Consider the following 23,329-nt stretch of genomic DNA (forward strand, 5'->3'; position numbering starts at 1 on the left):
TTTGGAAAAAATAAAATAAAACTCATCAAAAAGGGGGGATGGATACCGAAACAACGCACATCTTTTCTTTCGTATCCGCCTAGAAACGGGAAGGAAATTTGTCACCCCCGCCTTTTGATAATGAACCTTTTATTTTGCAATCTTCCTTATTTTTCATACTTCACAAACGGATCAGCAATGGTAATTTTTTGCGCTTCTGCATCGCTGGTGCCTACATATAGATCAGCTGTTCCATCCCCTTTTCTGATTAAACCGCCGCTGAAAACTACATTGACAAGGTCAGGCCGCTTGGCAGCGCCTTTCAAAAAATGGGATCTCGTTGCAATGAGTTCCATATCAGAAAATTTCATTGTATCAGGATCTAATACAAACACCATCGGATAATAATGGCGGTTCCCTTGTTCATCTTTGCTTGCTATATGTCCGAGCACACCAATCAGACCGTTAGAAAGCAAATGCAGTTCGTTTGCTCCTCCCCATTCTTCATCCGTAAATTGGCCCTCTAAAAGCGTGGCTTTTTCGAGATTTTCGGGATTAAGATCATCAAGAGTCGGTATTCGGATAAACCCAATTTTGCCGAGACCGCCTTTCTCGCCTTGAGGCCTTGTCAACACTCCAATTGATCCGTCTTTTAATTCAATCACTCTGATATCCTTCATGCCTTCAGGACCTTTAGCGAATTTTTCTAAATCTGCAATATTTTTCCCTTTATAAAAAAGCGTTCTCCACCAAAGTGAGCTTTTAAAAGTGGGATGCGGAAAAATTTCAACTCCGCCAAAAACTAAATCTCCGCCAATTCTCGTCACGAACGGATCCTGCAGCTGAAATTTCGGCGCTCCTTCTTTCGGAATCCACTTTCCATCCCGATTTACAAAGAAATATACTTCTGAATGCTCGCTGTTTCGAGGCTCTACTCTACCAGCTATGACAAGTTCCCCATCATCTAAAAACGGCGCCGAGATATTATATACGTCCCTATTTCCTACACCTTTGAAAATTAACTTTTGTGGATTGATCGGCTGAGGAGCATTTTCAAATTCTTTTAGCAGCTTAGCGCTTGACTTAATGCCCGTTTTCTCCAACCGCACAAAAGCTCCCTCCACACTTTTGCATTTCTGTTTCTAGCAAAGATTTTCTGATGTTTTATCATATTCAATTCCAATGATGCTTGACAATGATGTGTAACGGGGGAAAAATATTTTACAAATGGATTCATCATATTATTTACCTTTTCAAAAGAATTCTTTTAATTATTTTACATAACAAAAGTATTTCGTCAATTATATCATTTACAAAGATCAGCAAATTATTTATATGCCCTGCCCTATTTCAAATAAAACATTTTCAAAGTTTTTCCATTATTTCTTCAAGAGAAATTTCCGCACCTGCAACCGATTGATCCGATGCACCATAATAAATCCGAACTGTACCATTTTCCGTCAAAGCTCCGCATGTAAATACAACTTGACCGAAGAATCCGTTCATTTCATAATCCGCTTCAGGCTTTAAAATGGGTTCCTCCGTCTTAGCTAACATTTTCCCAGGATCATTCAAGTCTAGAAGCAAAGCACCTAAAGAATAGCAGTCGTTTTGATCAGCGCCATGATAAATAGCCAACCAGCCTCTATCGGTTTTAAACGGAACTGCTCCCCCGCCAATGCGGCAGCTGTCCCATCCTTTTTCGCTAAGACTAAGCAAATGCCGATGATTTCCCCAATATAAAAGATTGTCCGATTCAGCAATCCATATTTCCGGTCTGCCGATTCCTTTCGGTACAGGTCGATGCAGCGCATAGTACTTGCCATTAATTTTTTCAGGAAAAATGGCCACATCTTTGTTTTCAGGATGAAAAATTAACCCTAGCCGCCTGCATGTTTTAAAATCAGTTGTTGAGGCAAGCCCCACTCCAATGCCTTCAGGCGACACTGCGCTGTACTGAATGTAAAAAGATGCACCAATCTTAGTAATTCTTGGGTCTTCAATTCCCCATGCTTCACGTTCAGTTTCCGGATACATGAAAGGTTTATCATCAATGGTGAAATTCCGTCCGTCTTTGCTGCGGGCAAGTCGAAAATAAGATAAAGATGTGACATAGGCAGCTCTATGCATGGAATCACTGTAAAAAATCATTCTTGGGTCAGAAAAATCATATCTTTTGTCATTTTTTTGCAATTCCATCTCTTTCAGCTTTCCTTTTCCTGAAGAAAAATCGATATAAGAAATTTTCACGACATTTGGATCAGTACAGACAGGACGTTCAGCAACGCGCAGCAATAAAAGCACTTCGCCGTTCAACTGGGCAACACCAGCATTAAAAACTCCTATTACTTCATGTCCACGGTGAAAAGGTTTTACATCGTCCGGAGCAATCAGTGGATTTTCTGGAAAACGAAAAACTTTCACAACCAATGCCTCCTGTTTTAAAAAAATCTAGGAAGTTTTTTGAATTGCCATGTTATTTTTCTTCAATGTCCCCTTTTCAATTCCTGTTACCAATTGTGATCGAATGTTAAACAATCCATGATCAACGTTTGAATTATCTATCCAAAGAACATCTCATTCATGCCGCATCGCTAATATAAATATTCAGAATAAAAATCAAGGTTGATATGGCAATTTTCAATCAAAGGTAAGAGTTAAAGCATGAAATCCAGCTGTCCAAAAATCCACAAACACCTCTTGAATGGATTGGCAAGGCAAAACGCAGCACTTATGTATTGAAAGATGAGCCATTATTTTTATGGTGACAAAACAAACGAAAGATTGACATACTGCATAATGACAGGGATGGTTATCAAGGAGTGTACAGAGCAAATTCAAACAAAATTCTCTATATAAAAATGACAGTCCGATGGGTTCCTAAAATGAAGGATTGGGGAGGAATACTACTGTGAAGGACAAAAATAATCGAATAAAATTTGTAAATGTCCTTCATAGAGGCAATGAAGTCCAACAAGAAGCAATTGTATGTGCTGAATGTCCATCATAAAACTTTTGAAGAACGTAATTCAGAAAGAGAACATCAGAAAAATCCTTCATAAGACTTCTGAAGGATTAAACAAGATAGGAAAAAATGGTTTGTCCGATAAATCCCTAAAATGAAGTGGCGCCAAAAAGTCAGTTAACTTGGGCACCTCTCCAACGGAATATTTTGACTGTACCAAATGAATGGCTCCAAAAAGTCAGTTAACCCTGACTTTTTGGACAGCCCTACCATCTAAGCGTCTATTCATTTCGATTTTTTCCACCTTAGTCTGTCTTAAAAACGCTTGGCAGACAAGGAACTGATCTTTAGGGAAGATGCGAATCGAACCAAAAAAGTTCATGAGCGGACGAGGCCAGTGACGCTGGATGAAAGCATTCGCCGACAGTCTGAATGCCTCCCAAATAAGGAAGGCTAGACTTTGTTCAGCTGTTTTTATTCATTTGTATATTTTGCAAATGAAGCTCCAAGCAGGTAACAATAGTTCAAATGGCAAGAATAAGCTTTCCGCATAGCTCAAACAGCGGCTGAAAATTAAAGCCTAATTTCCGGATAAAACAATACTTTGCCGATGAACTCTTTTTTTTCTAAAATTTTTTCAAACATTTTCGGTCCTTCCTCTAACGTGATGCGATGTGTGATCAGCGCCTCAGCGTTTATTTTTCCGGTTCTCATACAATCGATGGTCGTTTTCCATTCTTTTCCCGGAAACGGAGACGATATGGCATTCCAAGATCCTAATACGGTTAATTCGTTTCGGACGATTTTTTCAAAGTAAAATCTTTCGACTAGGACGTCTCCGTATGGAATTCCCATAAATACAACCTGCCCTCTCTTTTTCGCTAATGAAAAAACTTGGGCGGAAGTTACAGGGGATCCCGCTGATTCTACAGCAATGTCTACTCCTTTTCCATTCGTCAGCTCCATGATTTGATCATATGCCGATTTTTCAAGAGGATTAATCGTAAAATCCGCTCCCATTTCTTTGGCAATATTTAATTTCTGATCATCGATATCAATCGCAAAGATTTCACTTGCTCCAAAAATTTTTGCCCATTGGACTGCGAGAAGCCCGATAGTTCCGCATCCCATGACAGCAACGCTGTCACCCGGCTGCAACGATGTCCGGTAAAGCCCGTGTACGACAACGGATGACGGCTCAATCAAAGCAGCGGAGTCATAGCTTATCTCGTCCGGTATTAAAAGCACATTTTCACTAGGCAATTTCACATATTCGGCAAAGGATCCCGGCTGTAAGGCTCCAATAACATGCAAGCTTTCACATTGGGACAAAATCCCTTTTTTGCAGCTTTCACATTTACCGCAATATAAAGCAGGACAGCCGACAACCCTGTCTCCTGCTTTTACATGAGAGACAGAAGGACCAACTTCTACCACTTCACCGGAAAATTCATGTCCCCAAATCATCCCTTGTACGTAAGGTCCCAGTTTTGCATATCTTGAAATGTCTGAACCGCATATGCCTGTTGCTTTTACTTTAATGATCACGTCGTTCTCATTTTCTATCCTTGGTTCACTAGCATCCTCGAACCGCAGATCTCGTTTTCCGTAAAGTTTTAGTGCTTTCATTTCCTATTCCCTTTCCCGCATGGTTTAATTTTCGTTATGAACCTTCATATCTTGCTCCGAACGAACACCTTTAGATTTATTTTTGAAAAGCTTGTAAAATGCAACTGCCAACACGATTGAATTTATGATAAATTGATGTTCAATATAAAAATCGCTGACCATTCTCCCATACGGTCCAAGAATAAAATCTATGATGCTCTCAATCATTTTTTCACCTTCTTATTGACATGTTTGTCAATACTTTACTTCTTCCCCTTTGCCAAGACTTACATGAGACATATCCCCACCTGCTATGCGGTGGGGAACAACTGATTATTCATGAACAGGAGTTAAAATAACTTTAATTGCATCGCCGCTTTTAATTGCTTCGTATGCTTTATCCCATTCAGAAATGTTGAATTGATGTGTTACAAGTGTTTTAGTATTTACTCTATTTTCATTCATCAAGGCTAAAGACGGCTCCCAATCGCTTGGTTTTTGACTGCGAGATCCGGTAAATACAATTTCTTTTTGAATAATTTTTTCCATATCAATAGGGATTTCAGATTTTGCATAAATGCCAACCTGTACAAATTGGCCTTTCTTTTTCAATAAATCGAGCCCCATGTTCAAAGCAGGTACAGCACCGGTACATTCAAATACTGCGTCTACACCGTAGCCATCCGTCAATTCATTGACTAATTGTTTGACGTCTTCTTCTTGAATGTTTACGGCATAATCCAGTCCAAGCTCTTTTGCCTTTTCCAGCCGCAGCTTGTCATTGCTTAATCCGGTTATGATAACTTTAGCTCCTAAATCTTTTACGACTTGAGCGACTAATAAACCAATCGGACCGGGGCCGAGTACTAAAACGACATCACCTTGATGAATCGTAGCTTTCTTAACTGCATGATGTGCACATGCAAGCGGCTCCGTCATCGCTGCAGATAGAAAATCTACATTTTCAGGAAGCTTATGAACACTTTCTTTACGTGCAATCAAATAGGTTGCAAAGCTTCCATCTTGCTGCGTGCCCAGCCCTTTTCTGTTGCTGCATAAATTGTAATCACCGGACTGACAGTATTTACATGTTCCGCATATATAATAAGTAGTTTCAGAGGTTACCCGATCTCCTACCTGAAATTCAGTTACATTCTCCCCGACTTCTGCTACTACACCGGAAAATTCATGGCCTAACGTAACGGGGGCTTTCACTTTGTAATGTCCTTCATACGTATGAATGTCCGTACCGCATATTCCGCTGTATTTCACTAAAATTTTGACTTGATCCGGTCCGACTTTCGGTTCTTCCACATCTACTATTTCCAAGTTCCCAAATCCTAGTTCTTTTTTTACTAAAGCTTTCATTTCTTTATCCCTCCAGCAAGCTGCAATATTGGAGACTATTAATTGAATAGCGCAAAAATTCTATAGATGACGTAATTGATCAGATTTCCACCTTGGTCGATACTAGAGATTTTGCTCGCTCCTTCAGGCATGTTAAATTTAGATTCTACAGCCATCTCAGTATGGAGCGCCGCCAAATCTGTCGCCATGTACAGTGACAGGGCGATTAACAACGTACCAACGATTACCGAATGAACAATGTTTCCTCTTGCAGCACCGACAATAAATGCAACAATGAAAGGAATGGTAGCTAAGTCCCCAAACGGAAGAACGTTATTTCCAGGTAAAATAATGGCGATTGCTACTGTGATCGGTACTAAAATAAGAGCTGTTGAAATTACGGACGGGTGACCAATTGCAACGGCAGCATCTAGCCCGATATAAATATTTTGTGCGCCGAATTTCTTTTGAAGCAGTTCTCTAGCTGATTCAGAAATCGGCATTAAACCTTCCATTAAAATTTTCACCATTCTCGGCATTAACACCATAACTGCTGCCATAGACATCCCGATTTCGATCGTATCTCCGACAGAATATCCAGCCAATAATCCTAATGCGACACCTAAAATTAGCCCCATAAAGATCGGTTCACCAAAGATCCCAAATCTTTTTTGAATCGTTTCCGGATCAGCATTTAAATTTTTAAGACCTGGTATTTTTTGAATCAATTGGATCAATGGGATACCAAGAACTGCGTATGAAACCGTGCTTCCCGTTGCAACAGAAATTCCCGGAAGCCCGAAATATTTATCAAGCATCGGAGCTGTCCAATCTGCAATTTTCAAGCAAGCAATTTGGAATAATACCGCGGCAATTAAGCCTTGAATAATACTGCCTGATAACGTATATACAATTGCACCGGTAAAAGTGTAATGCCAAAAATTCCAAATATCTACATTCATTGTTTTTGTCGTTTTTGTCACAAGCATCAAAACATTTACTAACAATCCGAGAGGAATGATAAAGGCTGCAATTGGGGAGGCCCAAGAAATCGATGCAGCAGCCGGCCAACCTACATCAATAACATTCAGTTCGATTCCAAATCGATCAACCATTCCTTGAGCTGCCGGCCCTAGATTATTGACTAAAAGATCAACTACTAAGAAAATCCCTACGAATGCAACACCAATCGTCAAACCGGCCCGAAAGGCTTTTCCGGGTTTTTGTCCGAAAATTAACCCTAGTATAAAAATCGCCACGGGCAAAATAACTGTTGCACCTAAATCTAAAAATGCTCGTATCGCATCAACAAAACCTTGCATATTTTTCCCCTCCTTAAACCCCTACCAAAATAATCAAACGTTTGTTTAATTTTTCAGCGCTTCCAAAATTTCTTTTTTCACTTCATCCAGTCCAATGCCTGTTAAGAAAGCGCGTGCATTAATAACCGGGAACGGGTACTCCTGCTGTACAATTGTTGTACTAATTAATAAGTCAGCCGTGTCCACATAAGAACCAACTTCTGTAATTTTTATTTGAATAATTTCACATTCAATGTTATGTTCTTTGCAAAGCTGTTGCACCGCATCATTAACAATAGTTGAAGTAGCAATTCCAGCACCACATGCGACTAATACTTGTTTTTTCTTCATTTCAATTCATCTCCTTTAAATCTAAACATTCTATAATTTTTGTTTTGATTAATGTTTTATTTTTTTCTGTTGTTAAAAACTTGATGACATCCTCGTTTTGAAAGATGCTTATCAGTTTTTGCAAAATTTTCAAATGAGAATTTTGCTTGTCGATCGCTAATAAAAACACAATTTTTACCGGAGTTTTTGCCTCCTGCTCCCCCATGATTCCAAACTCAACAGCGTCTTTTAGTATCGCCAAGCTGATCGCCTTTTTATTGACATGAACGGAATCCGTATGGGGAATGGCGACAGATATATTACTGGAAGTTGGGAGACCGGTCGGAAAGGTTTTTTCCCTCTCAATAATTGCATCTATAAAACTCTCTTTTACAAAGTTTTTTTCGTAAAGATGGTTTCCCATTACTTTCAAAACTTCTTCCTGATCCTTCGCTTTTAAGTCGCAAAAAATCAAAGATTCATCAAAATGCAAATCAATCACTGGTATATCACCTACTCCATTAATAAAAGAGCTTTTATTCTTGTGCATATAATTTCAGAACTTCATGTAAGTCTTTCATGCTTTGTGCGTTCAATACTTTATTCAAATCCTGTTCATTTCTCACTAAATTCATTAATTGCATGAATGCTTTTAAATGTTGATCTTTATCTAAAGCTGCAATCACAATGATTAACTTAATGGACTGATAGTTTTCAAAGGCTACTCCTTTTCGCAATTTCAATAAGCTCATCGATAAACGATTTACTCCTTCATCAGGTGAAGCATGTGGAATAGCTACATGTTCACTGATGACAAAATAAGGATCTGATTGGCAATGTTTGATCATTGCTTCAACATATTGTTCTTTAATGCTTTTATCCTTCAGCAAAGGCTGGGCCGCCAGTTTAATCGCTTCTTCCCAACTACGAACCGAATGGCGGAATATTATCGTTGAAGGAGTAATTAAATCGCATAAATTCGGATTTTTAATAGAATGATTTTCTAACTTGTTGTTAGAGCCTTGGTGAATATAGCTTTGAATCGCATTGTAAAGCTCTTTTTTATTTTTAATGACAGCATGCTTTTCAATAATTCCCATTAATTCTTCAACATTTATTACTTCAGGTACAAACCCATATAAGTCAGACATCACTTCTTTTCGCAATCGTCTTTTTTCTTCAGCACCAATAAAATGATCTACAAGGAAGAACTTTTTATTTGTTTTCAAATAAACTGGAGAAAAGACAATGTCATAATCCATTTCATATTGTTGGAATTCGCGCACAGACAATGAATCAAGAAAAATAAATTCAGGAAACAGTTCTCTTAGCGTCCCATACATCAATCTGGAAACTGATATTCCTTTTGGGCAGACAACTATGGCTTTCATTCTTTGGCTAATATTGTCGCCCTGCCTGGAAAGCCACCCGCCGATTAAAATTGTTAAATAAGCAATCTCACTTTCCGGAATAGCTGAACCGATTAAATCTTCCAGCGGTTTAACCGATTTTTTAACAAGATGATGCAATTCCTTGAAATTTTTATTGATATCATCAAGAACATCATTTGTATCAGTTAAATTGTATTTAATTCGAAAATAGGCGGGCTTCATATGAAGGACGAGCTTTTGAAGAAGCTGCTCTTTATCCTTCAAAAAAATGAACGTATTTTTTTCAAAGTTGTCGATCACTTGACTTAGCGCGCTTTTTAATTCAGGAATTTCTTTATCAATCTCCTCTTTAGACCAATAAACATTCGTTGTCAGCAAATTCAGAGTAATAAAGAGCCGTTCTTCCTCTGAAACATTTGGAAAATCATGCAAAAGTTCTTCCGTTGCCAAGTATTCTTTTGTGCCGGAAATCTCATTATAATTAAGGTTAAAAGAACCGATATGATGGCCTTTCCGTATTCTTCTTAAAATAAAAATTAAAATATAAGGCATTAACTCAAGTTTTTCGTCTGTAAATTTCAGATTTAACGATGCCTCCACTTTTTCGAGGCGATTTTTAAATTCCTCTAACTCATCTACAGATAATTGCGAAATCTGAATGATCTTTTCTTTTCCTTGATCTGCTGTCCAGATGCTGTTCGTGATAGAGATTAACAGTTTCCGGCATTGAAATTCGTCTCCCTCAATGACGTATCCATATTTTCTTGAATACTTGTATTCAAGGCCGTGTTGTTCGACAATATCCTTTACTTTTTTCAAATCGTCAATAACGGTATTCTTGCTCACTTTTAGTTCAGATGTGAAATGAGCCAACGATAAGGCATCCATTCTCGTTAAAATCATCAATATAATGAAATGGACGCGCTGCAGTTTCGATAAATCATAAAAATCGACTGATTGAGTATTTTCCTTTTCACTCAATACTTTTAGTAAACTCGGATCTACAACAAAATAGCCGTGATTTGTCCTTTCAATCTGAGGGAAATTTTGTTCATAAAGCCAATCATTGATCTTGGAAAAACTATAATTGATCTGTCTCTTGCTCAAGTTGAATTTTTGAGCAAGTTCATTGCTACTAATGTTTGGATTTTTGATTACTTCTTTCAAAAGACAATTGCTTCGAATGTCTAGTAGCATTTGTACCTCCTTTCTAAGCACAATTTTAGGCCACTTTTCCTAAAATTGATTACGCTTTCATTCCTTTTTTTGAATTTTCGCTTTACAATTTTGGGATGAACTGATCTGTTCTCGTTATTATCAAATATTAAGGACACCTTCTGAACGAATGACATCCTCCTTCTGATAAGTCTCATTTTCAGGCATTAAGGCAGTCCGAAATGGATGCTGCATCAAGTAAATGGATTTAAATCCAATTACTTATTTAATTTATCTATAGACTTCCCAACAAGGATTTAGAATATAAAGAAGTACAAGGTCAAAGATCTTACCCAGTCGCTTGTAATCAACAGCGACGAAAAAACTGTCCATCCGGAAAAGATAAGACGGGATTCGTTTGACACTTACTGTAAAATCGAATGTCCTTGGATGTACGAGCTCTTCTTAACCGTCTTGTTAGGAATCAGCTAATATACTAACACAATTACATAATGTTATTTATAATTTCATAAAAGAAACATAATGAAAAATATTTAAAATTTTATCTAAATTTTAAAATATAATTATAAAAAATCCATATTTTATCATAAATTAAGGAAAGATGTATGAAATCATAATACAAATTCTTATTATTCATTCGTATAAAAAACGTCATTTTTTTATTGAACTCAAATGAAATTTACTGTATATTCTAATTATTCTTATAATTAAAAATTCTATGGGGTGGGATTAGCTGATGAGCGATTTTTCAAATGAGAAATTCACGGTTGCTGCCGTACAAGCCTCTTCGATTTTATATGACAGGGAAAAATGCTTGGAAAAAGCTATTTCGTTAATTGAAGAATCCGCGAAACAAGGGGCTCAATTAGTTGTATTGCCTGAGTCTTATATTCCTGGCTATCCGTATCACATCTGGTTAGGAACACCAATGTGGTATCATGAACTATTTAAGGAATGGTTTCTCAATTCTGTAGAAGTACCTAGTAAAACAACTGATGCTTTATGTGAAGCTGCACGAAAACATAATATACATGTCGTTATTGGTATTTCAGAGCGAGATGGCAAAACATGCTATAACACAATTTTATTTATTGATAATAAAGGGAAAATTTTTGGCAAACACAGGAAATTGATGCCGACTCATGTTGAGCGTGTTCATTGGGGCATGGGAGATGGAAGTTATCTAAATGTTTATGACACAGAGCTGGGACGAATGAGCGGGCTGGTCTGCTGGGAGCATACTATGGATTTGGTACGTCATTCCCTTATCGCACAACGCTCCCAGCTGCATTGTGCCGTATGGGTAGGATTTTCAAGTATAACGGGTTGGGATACATTATTTGATATGTCTACTGAACTATCTGCGCGTTATCATGCTCAAGTAGGCGGATGTTTTGTTATCAATTGTCAAAGTACAGTCGACAAGGACAATGTGGAAAAGTTAACACAGACTGAATATCAAAAAGAGTGGATAAAGCCTGGAGGGGGCTGGACGGCGATTATCGCACCCGGTGGTTCCATATTATCCGGTCCTTTAAAAGGAAAGGAAGGTATTTTGTACGCTGAAGTTGATATGAAATTAATTGCTGATATGGCACATTGGCACGATGCCATCGGACATTATTCACGACCTGATGTGACTAGTCTTCTGTTAAACCGCGAGCCTTATAAAGTGCTCCGAGATATGAACAATGCCAATAACATTAGTAATCCGAAGAATGGAAGTGGTCATGATCAACAATCTGTTGATCAAATAATGAACTTGTTAAAGCAATTAGAACAAAATCTTCGAAGCAGTGAATCAGATGAGCTCAGCAGAAGATTATCAGAAATTCAGCGCGAAGCCGTTCATGCATTTACAAGGGGGAATTAACCATGTGTCTTTGTTCTTTCGGTCCGAATTCTGGTGTTCACACTTATGATGTGACAAAATCAAAAGTAACGTATTTCAAATATAATATCAATGATCGTACTTTAGTTACGAACAAACAAGAGCAAGCAGATAGTGAAGCGTTGCCTAAGGGAAAAAGTCAATCATTATAAGCATATGCAACAAAAACTCCCTTGTTTTTCTCGAAACTAGGGAGTTCTGAATGACAGAAATATAGCCAATTTTTCAAACGAACGAACATTCGTCTGTTCTTCATTATAAATCGCCGACCAGCAACCATTACGGATCAGCAGGTTGCAAATAAACAGAGACAAACAAAATCCGAAATGCTTCTGACCGCAAGCTGCCATTGACCGTCATCTTGTATGGAAAGAGCATCTTGAAATTTTAGCTCAGAGTTAAGCAGGAAAAATCAGGAGCTTTACAATCGGTATTTCGAAAGAACGGCTCTTCTTGTGATTATTTTGCAAAACGAGGTGCTCTAAGTATGCTCCTATAGTCTATGATTTCACGATTCCTTGACGCCACATGATCCAATATGAAACGGAAACTTTATTTTATACGCTAACTCTTGAAAGTCTATAAAAGGATTGCGGTTTCCCTGTATATAATAAATCGATTGGTTCCGATGCTTTTCATAGATGGAAACGGGAAACGATTCATGCCAGTGAATCAGTAAAGAAAGATTAATTTGTTTAAGGCTGCTTTTTTTTATTTCATTCGGGTATCGCAATAAAAAATACATCATTGCTCTCGCAACAGTACCTTTGCCATGTTCCGGTTCGAATCGGCCGTCTTTAACAACTCCGCAGCGATTGCGGATTTTTTCTTTTGGCGATTCCGGCTGATAAAAAGAAAAATCATGAAAAGGATAATTGGATCGTTTGACATTGCACTCCGGATGACAAACAAATAAATGATGCAAATCGCTTTTCATCGGTTCCCGTGCATGAAACCAAGACTGCGGAACAATATGTTCTGTATTATATTTTAAACGCAAGTCAATGCTTTTCATCTTTTTCAATAAAGAAATGTCCTTTTTGCTGACTATTTCTAAAAGAGCTTGAAATTGCTCATATCTTTTTTGAATTATTTCGAAATCTTCTTGTATGATTCGGCTAGGATCGCTTTTTTCGCCAGAATAGATGCTTTTCACTGTTCCATCCGGCTGCAAATCGACCCACGTATACAAATAATGATCTTTGCATATAAAATACGGCAGCTGATTTTTATGTGTTTTTTTCACTAGATTATGATAATGGTAAAATAGGTTCAGCCCCTTGATTTCTTTTCCGATGACATTTTTGTAATAATGCTCTATATCTTTTTTATCTTTTTCTGGATCATAATAAAACTTCGTGTTTTGGCGGATTTTTTCCTGATTCTGCAAAAGAGTAAGAGATGTCCGAGTACGATCTTTTTTCTGCCACTCCTTGTGCTCTGCAATATTTTTAATTAAAGGTGCATCTTTTCTCCTTTTTCTTCCCATCATTCCTCATACCTCAATAATTAGTATCATGCTTGCAAACAATGAAACTTTGTTACTTTTGCAGCTTGCGAAATACAAGAAAAAATTTTCATCGTCAACAGCCAATCAAAAACCTTCTATTATTCTTTATTAATGGAATAATGCCAAACTCCTTTTTCCATCTCCTTTCTAATTTTTCCGTTGAATTCTAAATAATCTAGATGTCCTATAATTTCAGACATCACAAGCGAAAACTGCTCCGAATACTTATTTCCATAATAGGCTTGGGCTAGACCGCTCGCGGTTGTTACCCCGTTTAAAATGAGATTCATAATTTTTTCCGCTTTTTTCTCAATCCCTTTTAATCTTTTATTTATTAAATCTTTCGGGTCTTGAATGAATACACCGTGTCCCGGAAATACGAGATCAAGAGGCAAATCCGAAACTTTCTCTAAAGAATGTTTATGCTGGAGTAAAGTCGGCATCCGCCGTCCAAAAGAATCGGGTTCGACAAGTGCGTTGCTGGATATATGCTGAATCAGCAAATCACCTGAAATCATCCAACGATGCTTTGGATCATACAGCGCAATTTGATCCGGAGCATGTCCGGGCACCTCGACAATTTGAAAATCCAAATGGCTGCTCTCGACTGGAATGATCTCCGCTTGGATAGCAAGTTTTCTGTTTTTCACAATCGATTCTTTTAAATAATCGACCTGCTTTCTCCCTGCTTCATGACATCCCATTTCCTCATATAATTTAGAAAAAAACTCCACCCTCATCTCAAGAAATTGGCGGTCTCTCTTTAAGCGCGGGATCGCATTTTTGTGGGCATAAACTTGAATGGGGTGATCCGCAATGATTCGATTCACTAATCCGACATGATCTATATGGTTGTGAGTTAAAATGATTTCGGTTAAGTCATGCAAAGCCAACCCGTTTTTTTGCAGCGTTTCCAACAATGCATTCCAACAAGCCTCATGATCCAAACCAGCATCTATTAAAGCAAGGGATTCTTTTGCTTTCACTAAAAAAAAGTTGATCGTTCTTAAATTAGACGGAACATCGACGATAATCGGGATGATTTCATAATTTTGCTTGCGAAGCTCCATATTTTTACTCCCCCTTTGTTTTGACGAACCAAATAAACCGCTTAAAACCCCCGACTTTAAAATTTGATACAAAGCGAAAAAAAGAGTTATGTGATTTGTTTCAGTCCTTGCAGTGCAGACGCTTACTTTAACCAAATCCCCATTTTTGCCATACCCTTTGGAAAATTTAGAACTGTATAAACATATTATATGTTTTTTTAAAAAGGTTTGTAAAAGAGAGGCTGCCAATTTATTTTCCATTTGTAACATGTAAGGCAATAACAAATATAGATCCGGTAGTACGGCCGCTGATTTCACGCTAATTTTACATCAAAAATCCCCATCGCCAACCGGCCGATAAGGTACTGTAAATTGACGCGCTTCATATTAAATACCAAAGCTCTTTACTGAGAAATAAATAACCCTCTTCCTTATTTTCAATGGAAAAGGGAAATCTGCTTGAACATTAAAATTCATAAATTCTTTTTTACATGTTGATCTAGGTCCGAAACAGGCAAAAGAACTAGCAGCTTCTTGCTAGCATTCTTATACATAAAATAAATCCGGTCGAATGAAAAAACGATTCAACCGGAAGTTAGTTTTTCAATAATTTCTGAATATCTTGCTCAAAATCAATCGGTTCGTCCCATGGTTCATATCTATTCACGACTTGACCGTTTTCATCAATTAAATATTTTGTAAAATTCCATTTAATATCGTTGCCAACCAGCCATTCAGGGTATTCATTTGTTAGTTTGATTTTTAATAGCTTTTCTGCCGTATTCGATTCATCAAATCCGCGGAACGGCGCCTCATTTTTCAAATATTCGAATAATGGATGAGCGTTTTTTCCGTTCACGTCGATTTTTGCAAACATCGGGAATGTGACGCCATAATTTAATTGGCAAAAAGAAGCTGCTTCATCGCTTGTTCCCGGCTCCTGTTGATCAAACTGGTTGCATGGAAATCCTAGTATTTCAAAACCTTGATCATGAAATTTTTTATATAGCTTTTGCAATTCTTCAAACTGGTATGTAAATCGACATTTACTAGCGGTGTTCACCACTAAGAGCACTTTTCCTTTAAATTCTGCTAAAGAAACTTTTTCGCCGTTTGCTTTTTCTACTTCAAATTGATAAATAGACATGGGAAACACCTCTTTATCTATTATTAAGTTATAATTATTATAATATAAAAATATTATCACGCAAAAAAATTGCTCTCAGTTACAAATTTGGAAACTTTTTTCCTGAATCAAAAAGAAGGTGAATGCCCGCCTATTTTTTCAATTTGAAGCATTGATTTTTTAGAATGGCTGCCTTAGTCCTCCTTTACTATAAAAATTTGGGAGCTCTCGGCGGAATCCATTAATTTTTGAAAATATAAATTTCCTAAATAACTCGAGCCTTCACAAGTATTGATTATTTTCCGGCGCTCGCAATTAAGTTGTAATTAGATACACTCACTAATTCCTTCATCCATTTCTTGTGTTAAAGTGATAAAGTAAGCAGGCAAAAGTTCTCCTTCAACCGTTCCATACTTATAAGTATTCAACCACTAGTGCCAGCTGGACTTTTTGTCCAATCTTTCCTTTATCTTAAGCTCCCGCCTGCAGATCATCATAATCTTTGAGTTGGCTTGAATGGACAGTGAACAAATCCCATCTAACCAAAGAAGATTTGGAATTTTTCTTACTAATTCTGCCAATTTAATTGTACCTCAAATCTTCCATATAGAAAATGATTCCGGACAACTTGCGTGACTTTTTCTTATTTTCAATGTTGTCAAGGCGTAGTGATCATAAATTATTGCCGGCAAGCAAACTGCTGTTAAGAGAAAGGATTAAAAAGCAAAAAAAACCGGGCGAAAAAATGGGTGCCCGGTTTGCTGTCTTATTTACTTGTTTCACTTAAATCTTTCACAGTTTATCCATTTATCCATTGAAGCTGCAAAAAATCTTTTATGTATATGATTCATTCACTGAATCTATTCAGCCTCATTTTTCCCTTCTATTGAAAAAAGTCGGATGAATAGCCAAAGATGAATGGAAAATATCCAAATTTTTATTCACTCGCAATCTTTATTTCGGTATTCAATCCAATTTCAGGGATATCTTTATTTTCCAAGTACAAAGTGCCCGGCAGTTCCGGTGTTGTCGATCCGTCAAAGCGCAAAGTAATATGCCCCAATGTTGTTAAGTTTCTTTGCACAGCATCGCCGACAGCCGTGATTTCAAATTTTTCATTATTAATATAAAGCTTCTGTCCAGCTTGAATGACTCCTTCCGCCTTTACGACATCAATGACATAACAAAAATCTTTCAGATCCTGCGGAGCTTCATTACCAAATAAAATAATCATTTTCTCTTTCAAAAAATGATCGGCCATTGTTCCGATTCCTTTTATTTTATTCTTATAAATGATTGTCATAAAGTCGGCACAAACCTGTTACGGTTGTGCCTTCCCTCCCATATGTCAGATTTTTGCAAAACTCATGATGTTATAATTACAAATTTACGAATCATAAAGTCCGAAGCTTGCCAGCCAAGCGACAAACACCCTTGGAACCCCGATTAAGAATCTTGAATAAAGGACGGACGGTACACCGACCTCTACTGTTTCAGGTTCTGCTTCTGCAAGTCCTAAACCTACAGGTATAAAGTCACAGGCGTTTTGCGTATTGATGGCAAACAATGCTGGCAGCGCCAAGTTTGGCGGGATATTCCCTTTGCCAATTTCCACTCCAATCAGCGTCCCGATAATCTGAGCGATTACTGCTCCAGGTCCAAGCAAAGGGGATAAAAATGGCAATGAACAGATAAACCCGATTAAGAGCAATCCCCATATATCGCCAGCCAGCGGCGACATGATCTTGGCAAATACGTTTCCGATTCCTGAACCTTGAATAATTCCAATCAGCAATGATACAAAAGCCATGAACGGAATAATCGTGTTAATCATTGTTTGCACTGCTTCACGTCCTGCTTGATAGAACGTGCTAATGACTTTTCCTGCGCCAAGTCCAATTTTCGTTAGTAAGTTTTTATTGGAGCTTGCTGCCATTGTTTCAGAAATCTTTTTATCACTGCTATATTTAAACTCTCTTTCAGGTTTTTCTTCCGGGATTTTTTCTTCAGCCGGAGCCGCCTGTCTAGCACTCTCTTCAACGGGCTGAATTTGATCCAACCCCACATCTGAAACGTAAATATCTTCCGTAATATATTGGGCCAACGGTCCGCTTTTTCCTGTTGGCATAATATTGACAGTTGGAATGCGTTTTTGCGGATAGATGCCGCAGCGTAATGTACCGCCGCAATCAATAATTGCAAGCGCAATCTCTTCATCCGGTACTGATGTTTTAAAACCGTTGACCGGCTCGGCACCTGTCAGTTCAGCAATTTTGTCTACAATTTCAGGCTTTGCTCCTCCGGTAATATAAACAATTTTATTTCTTTTTTCCGTCGGTGTAATGATGAGCGGTCCGCCAAAACCGCCGCTGCCCTTCACAATTTTTATCGACCGATATTTAGCCATTTCCCATTCCTCCTCCTTTTCTAACGATGATGTAACGTTACTTCTGTTTTCAATTTAATATTTTGCTGTTTTTCTACTATTCTTGTTGTAAAATCTGTAATCCAGCCTGCGAAGAAGTTCATCACGAGACCGACAAGGAAATAACGGACAGCCAATTCTGCAGTGCTCAAACCTAGTTTCTCAATTCCAGAGGCAATACCGAGCCAAATAAATAATTCCCCTGGGTTTATATGTGGAAATAAACCGTTGCTGGTATGGCAAAAATATGCACCTGAAGCGAAATAGCTCGGTTTATATCTTTCCGGCAAAAAACGTCCTAATGACAACGCCATTGGATTCCCTAGCATAAATGAACCGACAAGCGGCAAGACTAAATATCTTAACAACGGGTTTTTAGAAGATGCCATCGCAAGTTTATTGACCCGCTTTTCTCCAATAAGCTGAATGAATGTATTCATACAAACCATCAATAGCAACACAAGCGGAACAATGCTTTGCATCCACGAAATAAATGTTTCTGCGCCAGTTTTAAACAAATTCATAAAACCTTCAGCAATCGTAACAATAATATCCACGTTCCTCACCTCTTCATGATTTTTTTACCGAAACAATGTTTTCTGCCTGCATCATGATTCGTTTAAAGATACTCGGCTTTTCGGGAATTTCCCCGCCGCTCATAATAATCTTATAATTGCTGACCGCATCCAAAATAGCTGATTTCAATAGCTTGTTGCAATGAGCCATATCGGCTTCTCCAAGCGTTTTTATATTTTTGCCCGTAAAGCCTTTCAATTCCCGAACTTTCGCTAAAACTGTAACCCCTTGTATTTTCATTGCTTTCAGAATCTTCCCGCTGTCGGAAACGGCAAATAATACAATGGTGCCCGCCCGAATTCTGCCGGGGCGCTTTCCGATTGCCACTTTTCCAATCTTTCGCAGCTCTATATACGCTTTGGCAAAATGTTTAATTTGAAAATAACCTAATGCCAATTGCACGATAAATGCTCCTGCTATAAAAAGCATAATGATGATCAATTGCATCCTATCACATCCCTAAGATTGATGATGAACTGCTTGCTTGTTCGAGGCATTTTGTAAAATCTTCGTAGCTGGCTGCATCGGCCAATTCCTCTACCTGTTTCTGATCAGAGGCGATTTTGATGATTTCATCGTAAATTTTAATCAGGAGGCTTGCATCATTATCGGCTTTTTCCGGTATTCCCAACAGAAAGACAAGCTTGATTTCCTTCCCGTCAACCACTGCTTTTTCAGGAAAAACACCGATCGCCATTTCAATCTGATTGGACTTGTAGTTAACTGTATGCGGCAAGGATATATACCGGTCAAAAACCATTGATCCTTTCTCTTCCCTTTCTCTCAGCCTCTCTTTAAACCCTTCGTCCAAATAGCCTTTCTTGACTAAAACGTCGATCATATCATTCACATTTTCGTGGTAGCCTTTATTTGTATCTAAGACGAAGAATTTATCTTTGTTGAGTAAAAGTTTTAAAATTGAACGGTGATTGCCAAAATCTTTCATTTTAAATTTTTTCCGATAGGTCATCTTTTCTATTTGCCTAGAAACACTCGCTTCGTCAAAGATTTCGTTAATTATGATGACAGGTGGATCAATTGCAAAATGAAGCTTTACTGTTGAAAAGACCATATCGTATTGATTCAAAAGCTCTTTTGAAATTTCAATTTCAGAGTAAATATCAATTTGAGTATTTGGATTTAATATGCGCTGCAGTTGAATAGAGACTAATTTGGCAGATCCCCGCCCGGTTCCGCAAATGACTGCAACTTTTTTTAATGCTCTCGTTATTTCATCATGTTGGGCAATGAATACTCCGAAATACAAGGATAGGTAGCCAAGCTCATCTTCAGGAACCTTCAGTCCATACTCTTTCTCAATTACTTGCCCGGCAATTTCGGCCAATTTAAAGGCGACAGGATACTTCTCCTTCACATCAGCCAGCTGCGGATTTTTCAAACGCACATCAAACATCAAGCGGTTCAGCATAAAGGTTAAATGATACAGAATATCTTTGAAAAATGTTTCATTTTCGAAAATAATGCTTTTATCAAACCCTACTTGTTCGATTATTAAGTCCAAGAGACGTTTAATATCGTCGGAAATTGTAATGTCTGCAATTGTTCGAATGTTTGTCGGCGTTCTTCTTCCCGCGATCGGCAATGTTATAAACAGTATTTCAGGTTGTGAAATTTCAACCGGCAAATGCCGTTCGATTACGGAAACGATTTCTGAAGCAATCGAATAGTCCTGTGTATTTAATAGTTTGTTATATTTTTCATCCAATTCCGTAAGAGGATGATTTTTTATAAAACGATCCAACATGACAATAATAAATTGCATTAACTTTTTTTGGGTGGTAGACTCTAAATTGTAGTGATTGGCAATCTTCATTATTTCTTCTTTAATATCTTCATCCAGCGGGTAATCCCCGTATAAATAGTCATAGACGTTATCTAATATAAAAAAACGGATATCCAGTTCATTTCCTTTTAGGCTCATCCCGCTGTTCGGTTTTCCATGAATGGCTAAATTGTAAGATTCCAACGCTACGGCAGCTTTTTTTATTTCATTTACAAGAGTTGTTCTCCCCAGATTCATGTCAAAAGCGAGCTCATCCAGCGTATTCCTTCCTTTGCTGTTGATTAATCGATCAATGATAAAAGCGATACGCCTTTGTGATGAATCCAGCATGTTTTTCTTCTTAGAAACGGTTTCAATGAAATCATCAAACCTATGCCCATCTTCAATAAACAAATGGTAGCCTTTTCCCTTTTCGTTTTTGATGGCTGCAATCCCATTCAGTTCACTGTTAAGTAGCTTAATATAATTGCGGATTGTTCTCGTGCTGACCCCCAATGAGTTGGCAAGATAATCCAAAGAACAATAGGATTTTTTTTGAAACGTTTCTAGCATTTGAACAACACGGCCATCAATTGTAAAATCCAACAATATTCACCACCTTTTACGTAAAAATAAAGTGACATAGTTTCGTCTATCAGTCAAAGGTAGTGATTGGAATTTTGTGATATTTCGTTATAGGACCATTTTTTTAGGCTGCTGTGATCTTAACCGCGGGATTTGCCTCCAGAAATATTAACTGTCGTACCAGTAATATAACTTGCACGGTCTGAAGCCAAGTAAGAAACTAAATCGGCTATTTCTTTTAGTTTACCCGGACGCCCAAGAGGAATGGAATTGCTGTAATCCGTTGACAATTGATCAACTGTGACTCCTCGAGTATAGGCAAGCGCTTCATTATAAGCATCTGACGTCAAGCCTGTCGGTTCGTTGATGCCAGGCGCCACCGCAACAACCCGGATATTGTATTTGCCGAGTTCTTTTGCCCACGAACGAGTGAAAGCTATTAATGCTCCCTTTGTCGCGGCATAGCAGCTTTGTCCAGATGATCCTTCCTGTCCGGCTTCGGAAGCAATATTGATAATAACTCCTTTATTTTGCTTAATCATTTCTCTGGCAGACGCCTGTGCACAAAGGTAAGGACCTTTTTGATTGACAGCTACCATAAAGTCAAAATCTTTCTCATTCAACTCGTATTCAGGTTTTTCACCTTTGACATCGACTAACAGTCTTGGCAGGTTGACTCCGGCATTATTTACTAAAATATCGACTGAGCCGAATAATTTCACGGTTTCGGCCACCATTTTGTCAACGCTTTCTTTTTTTGTAACGTCACATTTTAGAAAATAAGAACCATTATCTTGCGGTCCTTCTTCTCCATTTAAATCGGCTACAACAACTTTTGCCCCATTTCGGATCAGTTCGTTTGTGATATGTAATCCGATCCCGGAAACGCCGCCTGTTACAATCGCCACCTTTCCTTCTAATTCAAGCCATGAGTCACTCATTACGATCTCCTCCTTTTGATCTAGTCTCTGCTCATTAGATGCTTTTAGTGTAAAATGTTTTAACCTTTTATTTAATACACAGTTTTTCACTTAAAATTGAAAAGTGGTGCATGAGCGGACAAAACGGTGGAAACAGATTGGAGCTGTAGAAATGAAAGAAAGTCTTACCTGCTTTCAAGGGTGGCTATAAGCCAAAAGACATATAAAAGTACGGAGTAACGAGAAAAAGACGTTCAACGTTCCAGAAGAAATACCGTAATGAACGCAAGCGCACGACGTAACGAAGCGATATTCGTTCATGAAAGCAAAATGGTGTAAACCGCACGCTTTCAGCAGCTGATAAATATATGAATGAATCGTATTGTTTTATTTTTATTGCATGAATTTTAGACTACAGGAAATCTATGATTTATTAACGAAAAAATAATCTTTCTTATCAAATGAAGGATTAGACTATAAATCCCTAATTTTTAGTCAAAAAACGATGCAAAACTTATCATTTCAAAGGCAATGGGTGTTGAACCACGATTGTATTCCTCCTTGTATTCACTAACGGGAAGCAGTCTTCATGTTTTCATTTTTACACTATCAAATGTGTGGACTGAATTTGCAAGATTTAATGCTTTTGAATTACTCTAAATTGCTGATTTTCATTTACATAATATTACAAAAAAGTTTATTACGGCATCATACTTAAGGGAATAAGACAAGCTTAATTACTTGTGAGCGGCAAAATAGACTTATAGGAATATTAAGTGAGGTCATCATTTATATACCTACTAATGCCCAATTAGAAATTAGACTAGTTTTAAATGAATATAGATTCAGGAGTGAAAAGATTGCGCAACATTCATTTTATTATTCATTATGGTTTTTTTGGTTGGCTGCAATAATGTAAATGAATTAATGAAAGATGAGAAAACTGCAAGTTACGGAATTTTTGAGCTGAAATTAAAAGCCCCCAAAGCGGTTAAAAACAAACAAGAATTTGATATCATTGCAGCTTTTAAAAATAACGGAACTGAAACAACTTTATTTCATAGTAAACCAATAATAGAATCGTTCATTATAAAGGATAAACGAGGTGAAGTAATTTATTCAAAAGATTAAACATCAAACAGAGTTTTATATAAAGACGAAATCAAGCCTAATCAAAAATTTGAGGAGAAATTTCATATAGCTATAGATAAAACGGGAACATATTATGTAGCAGTCAACACTTCCAAATTATCTGAGAGCGAGGATGTTGAAGGCAAAAGATTTTCCATGAAGAACATAAAAATAAATGTTGAACAACAACATATAAGCAATCTTACAAATTAAACCCGGCTTTTATTATGATCCCT

The 23,329-nt window shown here is 37.6% G+C and carries 21 protein-coding genes; 3 read left to right on the top strand and 18 right to left on the bottom strand.

Annotated elements, in window-relative coordinates; translation table 11 throughout:
- Window positions 1-146 precede the first annotated feature (146 nt).
- From NSS70_RS18680 to NSS70_RS18720, 9 genes are all read right to left on the bottom strand, one after another.
- Window positions 147-1,088 carry an MTP-1 family protein gene (locus tag NSS70_RS18680; RefSeq protein ID WP_063388861.1) on the bottom strand — a complete coding sequence of 314 codons (942 nt, stop codon included), beginning with the start codon at window positions 1,086-1,088 and terminating at the stop codon, window positions 147-149.
- A 256-nt stretch (window positions 1,089-1,344) separates the two neighbouring features.
- Window positions 1,345-2,403 carry a BtaManbiosPhlase gene (locus NSS70_RS18685; protein WP_327848109.1) on the bottom strand — a complete coding sequence of 353 codons (1,059 nt, stop codon included), beginning with the start codon at window positions 2,401-2,403 and terminating at the stop codon, window positions 1,345-1,347.
- Window positions 2,404-3,517: 1,114 nt separating this feature from the next.
- On the bottom strand, window positions 3,518-4,573 hold the full coding sequence (locus NSS70_RS18690) for a galactitol-1-phosphate 5-dehydrogenase (RefSeq protein ID WP_066251196.1): 1,056 nt from the start codon (window positions 4,571-4,573) through the stop codon (window positions 3,518-3,520).
- Between the two features lie 24 nt (window positions 4,574-4,597).
- Entirely contained in the window at window positions 4,598-4,780 is a 183-nt protein-coding gene (locus NSS70_RS18695; protein ID WP_066251194.1) for a hypothetical protein, read from the bottom strand.
- A gap of 105 nt (window positions 4,781-4,885) precedes the next feature.
- Window positions 4,886-5,920, bottom strand: a complete 1,035-nt coding sequence (locus tag NSS70_RS18700) for a zinc-binding dehydrogenase (RefSeq protein ID WP_063388865.1) — start codon at window positions 5,918-5,920, stop codon at window positions 4,886-4,888.
- A 38-nt stretch (window positions 5,921-5,958) separates the two neighbouring features.
- A complete protein-coding gene (locus NSS70_RS18705; protein ID WP_063388866.1) occupies window positions 5,959-7,221 on the bottom strand; it encodes a PTS galactitol transporter subunit IIC in 1,263 nt (420 codons plus the stop codon).
- A gap of 45 nt (window positions 7,222-7,266) precedes the next feature.
- Entirely contained in the window at window positions 7,267-7,551 is a 285-nt protein-coding gene (locus NSS70_RS18710; RefSeq protein WP_063388867.1) for a PTS sugar transporter subunit IIB, read from the bottom strand.
- Between the two features lies 1 nt (window position 7,552).
- Window positions 7,553-8,032: a PTS sugar transporter subunit IIA gene (locus NSS70_RS18715; RefSeq protein ID WP_082829602.1), complete on the bottom strand. Its 480-nt coding sequence runs from the start codon at window positions 8,030-8,032 to the stop codon at window positions 7,553-7,555.
- Between the two features lie 34 nt (window positions 8,033-8,066).
- The gene (locus tag NSS70_RS18720) at window positions 8,067-10,118 is read right to left on the bottom strand and encodes a BglG family transcription antiterminator (protein ID WP_339197781.1); all 2,052 of its coding nucleotides are present in this window, start codon (window positions 10,116-10,118) and stop codon (window positions 8,067-8,069) included.
- Between the two features lie 715 nt (window positions 10,119-10,833).
- Here NSS70_RS18720 and NSS70_RS18725 point away from each other — a divergent pair.
- Both NSS70_RS18725 and NSS70_RS18730 read left to right on the top strand, forming a co-directional pair.
- Window positions 10,834-11,970: a carbon-nitrogen hydrolase family protein gene (locus NSS70_RS18725; RefSeq protein ID WP_094244334.1), complete on the top strand. Its 1,137-nt coding sequence runs from the start codon at window positions 10,834-10,836 to the stop codon at window positions 11,968-11,970.
- A gap of 2 nt (window positions 11,971-11,972) precedes the next feature.
- Window positions 11,973-12,140 (top strand): hypothetical protein, encoded by a 168-nt coding sequence (locus tag NSS70_RS18730; protein WP_157727840.1) that lies wholly within the window; start codon window positions 11,973-11,975, stop codon window positions 12,138-12,140.
- A gap of 356 nt (window positions 12,141-12,496) precedes the next feature.
- On the opposite strand, the gene NSS70_RS18735 is transcribed toward NSS70_RS18730, so the two are convergent.
- The 9 genes from NSS70_RS18735 to NSS70_RS18775 all read right to left on the bottom strand — a co-directional run bounded on the left by NSS70_RS18735 (window position 12,497) and on the right by NSS70_RS18775 (window position 21,983).
- Complete coding sequence (locus NSS70_RS18735; protein ID WP_327856623.1) at window positions 12,497-13,480, bottom strand: endonuclease I family protein; 984 nt, start codon at window positions 13,478-13,480, stop codon at window positions 12,497-12,499.
- A 116-nt stretch (window positions 13,481-13,596) separates the two neighbouring features.
- The gene (locus tag NSS70_RS18740) at window positions 13,597-14,568 is read right to left on the bottom strand and encodes an MBL fold metallo-hydrolase (RefSeq protein WP_063388871.1); all 972 of its coding nucleotides are present in this window, start codon (window positions 14,566-14,568) and stop codon (window positions 13,597-13,599) included.
- 574 nt (window positions 14,569-15,142) lie between these two features.
- Entirely contained in the window at window positions 15,143-15,694 is a 552-nt protein-coding gene (locus NSS70_RS18745) for a glutathione peroxidase (protein WP_339197787.1), read from the bottom strand.
- A gap of 916 nt (window positions 15,695-16,610) precedes the next feature.
- A complete protein-coding gene (locus NSS70_RS18750; protein WP_117017161.1) occupies window positions 16,611-16,976 on the bottom strand; it encodes a PTS glucitol/sorbitol transporter subunit IIA in 366 nt (121 codons plus the stop codon).
- 84 nt (window positions 16,977-17,060) lie between these two features.
- Window positions 17,061-18,080, bottom strand: coding sequence for a PTS glucitol/sorbitol transporter subunit IIB (gene srlE, locus NSS70_RS18755; RefSeq protein ID WP_339197790.1), 1,020 nt, complete (start codon window positions 18,078-18,080; stop codon window positions 17,061-17,063).
- Between the two features lie 20 nt (window positions 18,081-18,100).
- Window positions 18,101-18,655, bottom strand: a complete 555-nt coding sequence (gene srlA / locus NSS70_RS18760) for a PTS glucitol/sorbitol transporter subunit IIC (protein ID WP_339197793.1) — start codon at window positions 18,653-18,655, stop codon at window positions 18,101-18,103.
- A gap of 13 nt (window positions 18,656-18,668) precedes the next feature.
- Window positions 18,669-19,121 carry a transcriptional regulator GutM gene (locus tag NSS70_RS18765; protein WP_186439333.1) on the bottom strand — a complete coding sequence of 151 codons (453 nt, stop codon included), beginning with the start codon at window positions 19,119-19,121 and terminating at the stop codon, window positions 18,669-18,671.
- Window positions 19,122-19,125: 4 nt separating this feature from the next.
- On the bottom strand, window positions 19,126-21,066 hold the full coding sequence (locus NSS70_RS18770) for a BglG family transcription antiterminator (RefSeq protein ID WP_311066598.1): 1,941 nt from the start codon (window positions 21,064-21,066) through the stop codon (window positions 19,126-19,128).
- Between the two features lie 116 nt (window positions 21,067-21,182).
- Window positions 21,183-21,983 (bottom strand): SDR family oxidoreductase, encoded by an 801-nt coding sequence (locus tag NSS70_RS18775; protein ID WP_063388884.1) that lies wholly within the window; start codon window positions 21,981-21,983, stop codon window positions 21,183-21,185.
- A 906-nt stretch (window positions 21,984-22,889) separates the two neighbouring features.
- Here NSS70_RS18775 and NSS70_RS18780 point away from each other — a divergent pair.
- Window positions 22,890-23,093, top strand: coding sequence for a hypothetical protein (locus NSS70_RS18780; protein ID WP_339197797.1), 204 nt, complete (start codon window positions 22,890-22,892; stop codon window positions 23,091-23,093).
- Window positions 23,094-23,329: the final 236 nt, after the last annotated feature.

Source organism: Aeribacillus sp. FSL K6-2848, assembly GCF_038004325.1.
Lineage (GTDB): Bacteria > Bacillota > Bacilli > Bacillales > Aeribacillaceae > Aeribacillus > Aeribacillus composti.

Bases quoted from the DNA above. Each gene is read 5' to 3' on its own strand.
- NSS70_RS18735 (WP_327856623.1), bottom strand. From the start codon at position 13,480: ATGATGGGAAGAAAAAGGAGAAAAGATGCACCTTTAATTAAAAATATT.
- NSS70_RS18710 (WP_063388867.1), bottom strand. From the start codon at position 7,551: ATGAAGAAAAAACAAGTATTAGTCGCATGTGGTGCTGGAATTGCTACT.
- NSS70_RS18765 (WP_186439333.1), bottom strand. From the start codon at position 19,121: ATGCAATTGATCATCATTATGCTTTTTATAGCAGGAGCATTTATCGTG.
- NSS70_RS18720 (WP_339197781.1), bottom strand. From the start codon at position 10,118: ATGCTACTAGACATTCGAAGCAATTGTCTTTTGAAAGAAGTAATCAAA.
- NSS70_RS18745 (WP_339197787.1), bottom strand. From the start codon at position 15,694: ATGTCTATTTATCAATTTGAAGTAGAAAAAGCAAACGGCGAAAAAGTT.
- NSS70_RS18725 (WP_094244334.1), top strand. From the start codon at position 10,834: ATGAGCGATTTTTCAAATGAGAAATTCACGGTTGCTGCCGTACAAGCC.
- NSS70_RS18740 (WP_063388871.1), bottom strand. From the start codon at position 14,568: ATGGAGCTTCGCAAGCAAAATTATGAAATCATCCCGATTATCGTCGAT.
- NSS70_RS18705 (WP_063388866.1), bottom strand. From the start codon at position 7,221: ATGCAAGGTTTTGTTGATGCGATACGAGCATTTTTAGATTTAGGTGCA.
- NSS70_RS18780 (WP_339197797.1), top strand. From the start codon at position 22,890: ATGAAAGATGAGAAAACTGCAAGTTACGGAATTTTTGAGCTGAAATTA.
- NSS70_RS18700 (WP_063388865.1), bottom strand. From the start codon at position 5,920: ATGAAAGCTTTAGTAAAAAAAGAACTAGGATTTGGGAACTTGGAAATA.
- NSS70_RS18775 (WP_063388884.1), bottom strand. From the start codon at position 21,983: ATGAGTGACTCATGGCTTGAATTAGAAGGAAAGGTGGCGATTGTAACA.
- srlE (WP_339197790.1), bottom strand. From the start codon at position 18,080: ATGGCTAAATATCGGTCGATAAAAATTGTGAAGGGCAGCGGCGGTTTT.
- NSS70_RS18690 (WP_066251196.1), bottom strand. From the start codon at position 4,573: ATGAAAGCACTAAAACTTTACGGAAAACGAGATCTGCGGTTCGAGGAT.
- NSS70_RS18695 (WP_066251194.1), bottom strand. From the start codon at position 4,780: ATGATTGAGAGCATCATAGATTTTATTCTTGGACCGTATGGGAGAATG.
- NSS70_RS18730 (WP_157727840.1), top strand. From the start codon at position 11,973: ATGTGTCTTTGTTCTTTCGGTCCGAATTCTGGTGTTCACACTTATGAT.
- NSS70_RS18750 (WP_117017161.1), bottom strand. From the start codon at position 16,976: ATGACAATCATTTATAAGAATAAAATAAAAGGAATCGGAACAATGGCC.